Source organism: Streptomyces sp. NPDC057638 (assembly GCF_042800315.1).
In the GTDB taxonomy this organism is placed as follows: Bacteria; Actinomycetota; Actinomycetes; order Streptomycetales; family Streptomycetaceae; genus Streptomyces.
In genome coordinates this window covers 1-6849 of record NZ_JBHVHF010000363.1, presented here as the reverse complement: position 1 = coordinate 6849, position 6849 = coordinate 1, and the positions used below count along the sequence as shown (strand labels likewise).

The window sequence follows — 6849 nt, the reverse complement described above, 5'->3', positions numbered from 1 at the left end:
CCACCCGGCCCGCTATAGTTGCCCCTGCGAAACTCCTTGTGGGTGACCTCGCTCGTTCTACGGGTTTGAGGAACCCTGCCTGGTGGTTCGTGGTGAGGGGCCAGACGATTTTGCCCAAGCCGACCCTTCGAGGCGGTACGGGTCCTCGGATCCGTGTCGTCTGGCCCCGCTTTCTCTACCCCGCCTCCCGGCCCGGCGCCGATGCAGTAGTCAGGGGTAGCAAAAACGGACGTTTTTGCATCACTCCCGGGAACCTTCCCGCCAACGCTGTCGGCACGACCTGACCGATCCACCCCGCAGGGGGCTACGCCGCCAGGTTCAGCGACACCACGTCGATCTTCCGGACCGAACGGCGCAGCTGCTCGACCGTCCCCGGGAGCGGAGACCAGCCGGCCTCCCTCCCCGGCATCTGGTCGTTGAGGCGCGCGACCACCCGGCTGTAGGCCCGCTCCAGCCCCCGGATCTGCAAGGGCATCCCCGACGGCACGAAGAGCTGCCCGCGGGACACACCGGTGTGATTGTCACGCAAGGACACCCACAGCGCGTCCTTCGCACCCTCGACGGACCTGACCTTCTCCGCCCGGACCTCCAGCCACTGCCGGAGCGCAGTCCGCGTGAACTCGCTCGTCCGGATCGTCTCGACCACCGGCACACGGGGTTCGCCGACTCCTTGAGGCTGCCGGACGACCGAGACGGTGGCCAGGTCCTCCCCCAGCGAACTCAGGGTCATCTTGACCAGCTCCCCCGACCGCGCGCGCGTATCGAGGATCACCCCGTACATGGCCAGCATCCGGATCCGGGCGTCCTCCCGCATCGGCGACCCCGCCGGCTTCGACAGCTCACGCCTCATCACCGCCCGCTGGCGGTCCGCCACCGGGAGCTTGGCCGTCGGCTTGGGCGGCAGCTTCACCCGGAACTCCAGCCCCAGCTGCTGCGCCACCGCGTTCCACGCCGTGGCCCTGGTGCGCATGCTGCTCATGCTGGCGGGGACGTGGACGCCGGCCGGCGCCCGATGGCGTGAGCGCGTCAGCCCCGCACGGGCGAGCTCCTCGTACACCAGCCACCCCAGAGGGGTCATCAGCTCGTGGAGGGACTCCCGGCCCCAGTCCGGGAACTCCCGGCGCTCAGCGGCGGCCTGGAGGTCCTTGACCACCCACCTGAGATTGTCACGCCGCTTCTTCTTCGCGGCCTGTTCGATGATCAGGTCCTCGACCGCCGCCGAGAACCGCTCGACGGACGGATGAAGGTCCGCTGACATCTGAACGACACACCTCCCCGGTGGCCGGGCCCACTCGCCCCTGCCCATCGGTCACGTGGCAGACTACGCGACCCCGGCCCCCTGCCGCACCGGGTTTGGCCTTTCATGAAGATCGCGAGAGAATCCGCCGACACGCGCACCGTCAATTGATGCACATCACTAGTCCGAATGCATAGGATGATCGCCATGAGTACATCCGGGACCCCCATAGCGCGCCGTCGTCGTGGCCGTCCTGTGGAGTACCAGCTGGGATCGGGCGCGCCGTGGCGCACCACGATGGCCTTCGACCCCGCCAACGCGGACCTCATCGTCGGGCTCATCCAGAAGGTCCACCCGGACCTCTCCGCCGCGACGGTCATCAACACGGTCCTCGATCTCCTCCGAGCCACCTCCCCCGGCGAGCCGCTGACCCCGGCCCATCTGGAGGCCGAGCTCCGCAGGATCACCAAGAGCTGGCCCGCCCCCGAGACCGGTGGCGGGCAAGGGGAGCTGCCGATGACCGGGTAACCCAGAGCTGCGGGAAGGCGCCCGGACACACGAAAATGCCCCTGTCCTAGACCAACAGAGGCTTCCCGTGACTGGCGCTGTCTCCCCCCGCTACCTCCCCAAAACCGAGTTTCGGGATCTCATCTGCTTCCTACGGCGTTTCTGAGACCCGTTTCCAATAGCCACGCTGCAGTAAGACCACCTTCCGGGGACCAGCCGGAGGGTCGGCTCATTGCTGCCTCTCGACCCGAGAGGACGTTGTCATAGTAGCAACGACCCCTGGGGACGGCACCCCCTTGCCTGTCGTCGGCGTGTCCGATGAGCGGGTCAACGGCCCCGTCCCGCAAGACGAATGCCCTCACAGGGCCACCTTGATCCGCTTCGTGGAGGCTCTGTCCCCCCGCCGCGACCTGCGCGCTCTGCCCTGGGATAAAGAGACGGGCACCTGGGGGCAGCACTACAAGGACGAGATCCGTATCGGCGAGCTCGCCGATGTGCCCGGCCGGCCTGTCGTGGTTCACGGCACCTCCACCAGGGGCAAGAACCGGGACCCGTGGTGGAAGCTGTTCGGCAACGACTTCGACGCCAAGCGCCACCCTGCGGAGCTGGCCGCCAACCACGCCTACATGCTCGGGGCGTACCTCGACGCCATCGGCATCCCGTACGTCATCGCCGTGTCCGGGCCGTCCCTCGGACGGCACCTCTGGTTCACCATCCCCGCGACAGTCCCGGGAGAGCTGGTCCGGCGCTACGCCACAGCCGCCAAACGGGTCTTCCCCACCTTTGACCATGTTCCGCTCATGAACCTCTCGGGCTACGGAGCTCTGCGTCCGCCGGGGTCCCCGCACCGTGACGGCGGCCACTCCACCCTGGAGAGCGCCACGATCGACGAGGCGATCAGCCGTCTCACGGCTGGCGGCACCCCCGCCCAGTTCGAGACCCTCACCTGCTGGCTCGAAGAGGAAGTCGCCTTCCTCCCGGCAGAGGAAGCGGAAGAAGAGAAGCGGGATAGAAGGCCCTCTGCGGATGATCATGGTGCACCGCGGAAAACCGCTCCGAGCGCCCGGGGGGCCGGGGCTCACCTCCCGCCCAGCGTCACGCGGCACGGTGACCACCGGGTCCGTGCCGTCGAGCAGGACGGCGACGGTCACCTCAAGCTTCCCGGCGAGCCCAGGGCGTTCGGGGAGCGAGCGCACGCGGCGCTCACCACGCCCCTGGCTCCCGAGCAGCAGCACTCGGACCGCGCCTTCGCGGCGATCCGGGGCATCGTGCGCAGTCACCTCTCGAACGGCCAGGGCTGGGAACTGGCGCTCTCCGGGATCTACCCGGGGCTGGCTTACATCACCACCGCGCGCGTAGCTGGCGCCACCAACCGAACCAAGCGCTCCACCGTGGAGTCGCGGCGCATTTTCGACCGGCAGTGGATGCTCGCGGTCGAAGTCGAAGCCCGCCGGCCTCTCGGTCACGCGGAAGCGGGCGACCCCGCCCCCGAGGTCACCCAGGCCGTCGGCGCCTGGTGGGAGCACATCAACTCCTTCGGCCCTGCCTACTGGAGCGCCCGCGGTCGTCCCTCCATGCTCGCCAACGCATGGTTCACGGGCCTTCAGATGCTCGCGGCCGCCACCCTCACGGTCTCCCTGGGCTGCCGACGAGCCGCTGATGCGACCGGTTTCTCCCACGAGACCTGCAACGCCGCCATGAACCGGCTCATCGACGCGGAACTCCTCCTGGAGCTCGAACGCGACGCCAGGTACGCGAACCGGCGCTTCACCCTGCCCCCTGAGCTCGTCGCTGATCTCATGGCCAAACCCCTCGGCGAACCCTCAAACAGTGGTCTGACACAAAGTCTGAACGGGGGGCGGGGGGGGAGGGGGGTCTGGGGGGGACCTGACGAAGGAGTGGCCGATACCCGAACGGCTCTCCGTGATCACGGAGACTGGGCCGTCGAGCTCATCGCCAGCGACTTCTTCGCCCACGGAGGGGAGGTTGGCCACTTTGGTGCCCACACCTGGATGATCATGGAAACCGCACAGGGCCTTCTATCCCTGGGTGGCCTGATCCAGAAGACTGGATTCGGCAAGCGTACCGTCCTCCGGCACCTCGCGGCCTTCACCCGGGCCGGACTCGTCGAGGGAAATCCGACGACCGGGTGGACAGTGACGGGGAAGTCGATCGAGGAGGCCAGCCGGCAGTGCCGGACGGCGGGGACCCGTGAGGCCCGGGCCGTGCGGCACATGATCGACCGGATCATGTGGGGCTGGTGGACCGACGAGGTGGAGTGGCGGAGGTTGCCGCTCAAGGCCAAACGCCTGACCCCCCGGGTGCCCTCCGAGCAGCAGGCCGTTGCCGTCCCGGACGGAGTGAGGAGAACGAGCGGTCGGCAGTATCCGCGCAGGGCCTGCGGGGCAGCCGACCACTCAGCAGCCGAACGCCTGCTCAGGGCGGAGCTGCTCACCCCGTGACGATGCCCGCTGGACCCTGCCAGGGCGCGGAGAGCAGTCCTCCATAAATTCGTACGAAAGTTCGATTACGTGTTTGACTGTGCCCATGGACACCCCGATCCCCCGTGACCTCGTCCTGCTCCAGAGCGCGTGGTACGACACCTACGCTCGGCTCGCGTCCGGGGCGCCGGACGGCCGGACCGTGCTGCGCCGTCGGCTGCTGAAGCTGTCGGCGCGGATTCAGTGGCACCCCTACTGGCGAACGGTGCCCGCGGGCACCATGAGCGTCCGCCGTTCACGCATGCGCGCTCTTGCCCGGGCCGGCGGGGCGTCCCAAGCCGCGGTGGCAAGTGGCAGTGGCTGAGCGGCGGCACGTCCTGCGTGTCCATTTCCACGGAGCCGACGATGCCGGAGTGGAGCGGTACGAGGAACTGCTCGGAGTGCTGGGCGGGATCACCCCGCGCGTCCAGGCCCTGCCGCCCACCGATGCCGACTGCGACGTTACCGGCGCGCGACAGTTCTTCGGGCGGGACGCGGTCGGGCTGGGTCACCTGGTGCAGATGCGCGCCGCCGCTCTGTACGGGGCGCTGGCGACCGTGGGCTCCGCGCCCAACCGCAGCCTCGCCGCGATGGCGTGCGCGGCGGCTCCGCCCGGCGGCATCGTCCACCTCGACCCCGCGGACGTGCAGGGTTTACTGCGCCCCCGGCCCGTCGCCGCGCTGCCCGGAGTGGGTCCCGTCGCCGCACGGGAACTGTCCCGGTACGGGCTCCACACGATCGGAGCTCTCGCGGACACCCCGCTGGGCACCCTCCAGCGGATCCTCGGCCGCGCGCAGGGCCGCCTGGTCCACGAGCGCGCGTCCGGCGCCGACCCGCGCCCGGTGAGCGCAGAGGCCCCGGCCCGGTCCGTCGCGGAGGAGTACGGCTTCCCCCGTGACGAACTCGATCCCGCCCGCCACCAGCGGGCCGTGAGAACGGTGGTTGAACAGGTCGCCTGGAGGCTGCGCACCGAGCAGCAGGTCGCCGGTCGTCTGGAGCTGACGATCCGGTACGCCGACGGCAGCACCACCACCCGTGGCAGGACCCTGGCGGAGCCGACGGCGCATGCCCCCGTGCTGGCCCGTGCCGCGTACGGGATCTACGACTCCCTCGGTCTCCAGCGCGCCCGGGTGCGCGGTGTCCACCTGCGGGCCGGGCAGTTGATCCCGGCCGAGCGGGCGCCGGTGCAGGCGTCGTTCGACCGCGCCGCAGAGGGCGCGCGGGCGCTGGAGGAAGTCGCGGACCGGGCACGCGCCCGCTGGGGCCCCGGGATCATCCGGCCCGCCCGGCTTGGCTGACAGTCCCCGGTCGCGCCCGGGAGCGTCCGTCGTCCGGGTGACGCCGGCGGTGCCACGGTGACGCCGCGCCGCCGTGTTGTGCCTGGTGGGGGCAGGCCCGGCCCGTGTCGTGTCCGGAGGCTGCTCCTCCCGGTGCCGGTGCGGGGCGCTTACCGTTGTGGGCCGAAGGGCGGCTCGCAATGGGCCCGGCGGACGTGAATGGGGTGCGGTGGCGGAGCGGGGTGTGTCCCGGGCCGGACAGGCGCTGGTGACGGCGGCGGTCACGCTGCTCGCGCTCGGCCAGCCCTCCCCGGCCGCCGCGGCGGGGCCGGCCGCCTGTGTCGGCGGGGAGCGGGACTCGAAGGGGCGGTCGTCCGTCGACGCGGGCGAGATCGCCTGGGAGGACGAGACGAAGTACGACGACGCCCGCCGCTGGGCGCTGAAGGTGTGGAGCGGCCGGGGCCTGAGGATCCGGTTCCCCGCCGACGACGGCAGCCGGATCGCTGACCTCCAGTTCGAGGACCTCGCGCGTACGGACGGGCGGTGGGCGAACACCGGCGGGGCGTGGATCGGACTCCCTGGCACCGACCGTCTCGTGCTCAACTCCGCGTACGTGGGTGACGGGAAACGGCTCGGCACGGTCTCGGCCCGCCGCCGGATCGCCGGCCATGAGCTGGGACACGCCCTCGGCTTCTGCCACAAGGACCCCCGGCGGTACGCGACCCTGATGGCGCGCCGCCTGGCCGACGGGTCCGCGGACGGCAAGCCGACCCGGCAGGACCGCCGCAACTACCGAGCACTCTGGGGATGATGATGTCTCGTCGTCGTACCGTGGCCGTGTCCCTCGCGGGCGCCGCCGTCCTCGTGGCCCTGGCCTGGGCCACTCACCATCAGCTGACCGCCGGACCCGCGCCAGAGGCGGCCGTCGAGGCGATGGTGCTGCACGATCCCTCCGACGACGGAGAGGTTGCCGCCGCCGCGACCGCCCTCTGGCACGGCACCGTCCTGCGCCGCACCGGCGACCGGACGATCGCCGGGATTCCGTCCGTGCGGTACGAGGTGACGGTGGGCCGCGTCTTCAAGGGCGAGGGCCTGGCGGGCACGGTGGTTGTCACCCTCACGCCCGACGACCGCCCCCTGGAGGACGGCGCCCGGTACATCTTCCCGACCGTGCCGTGGCAGAACACCACCCGCGACGGGCACGCCGTCCTCGCCGAGGCCCAGCCCCGGCCGGCCGACGACCTCACCGCCCCCGCCGCCGGGGGCGGCACCGTCGCCGAGCACTGGACGCGCCTCGCCTCCGCAGCAGCCGGCCCCGCGCCCGGGGCCTGACCGGCGGGTGTGGGGG

Annotated in this window: 7 protein-coding genes; 6 read left to right on the top strand and 1 reads right to left on the bottom strand. The window is 70.9% G+C overall.

From position 1 onward, the window contains the following. Positions 1-304: 304 nt before the first annotated feature. Positions 305-1258: a hypothetical protein gene (locus ACFVIM_RS30905; protein ID WP_384308356.1), complete on the bottom strand. Its 954-nt coding sequence runs from the start codon at positions 1256-1258 to the stop codon at positions 305-307. Positions 1259-1444: 186 nt separating this feature from the next. Here ACFVIM_RS30905 and ACFVIM_RS30900 point away from each other — a divergent pair, with 186 nt between their 5' ends. From ACFVIM_RS30900 to ACFVIM_RS30875, 6 genes are all read left to right on the top strand, one after another. Next, the gene (locus ACFVIM_RS30900) at positions 1445-1765 is read left to right on the top strand and encodes a hypothetical protein (RefSeq protein ID WP_351495665.1); all 321 of its coding nucleotides are present in this window, start codon (positions 1445-1447) and stop codon (positions 1763-1765) included. 362 nt (positions 1766-2127) lie between these two features. Next, positions 2128-4206, top strand: coding sequence for a hypothetical protein (locus ACFVIM_RS30895; protein ID WP_384308353.1), 2079 nt, complete (start codon positions 2128-2130; stop codon positions 4204-4206). 85 nt (positions 4207-4291) lie between these two features. Next, positions 4292-4549, top strand: a complete 258-nt coding sequence (locus ACFVIM_RS30890) for a hypothetical protein (protein WP_384308350.1) — start codon at positions 4292-4294, stop codon at positions 4547-4549. A gap of 49 nt (positions 4550-4598) precedes the next feature. Continuing rightward, positions 4599-5522, top strand: a complete 924-nt coding sequence (locus tag ACFVIM_RS30885; RefSeq protein ID WP_384308347.1) for a hypothetical protein — start codon at positions 4599-4601, stop codon at positions 5520-5522. Between the two features lie 223 nt (positions 5523-5745). Further along, positions 5746-6312 (top strand): hypothetical protein, encoded by a 567-nt coding sequence (locus tag ACFVIM_RS30880; protein ID WP_384308344.1) that lies wholly within the window; start codon positions 5746-5748, stop codon positions 6310-6312. 20 nt (positions 6313-6332) lie between these two features. Beyond that, the gene (locus ACFVIM_RS30875) at positions 6333-6833 is read left to right on the top strand and encodes a hypothetical protein (protein ID WP_384308342.1); all 501 of its coding nucleotides are present in this window, start codon (positions 6333-6335) and stop codon (positions 6831-6833) included. Positions 6834-6849: the final 16 nt, after the last annotated feature.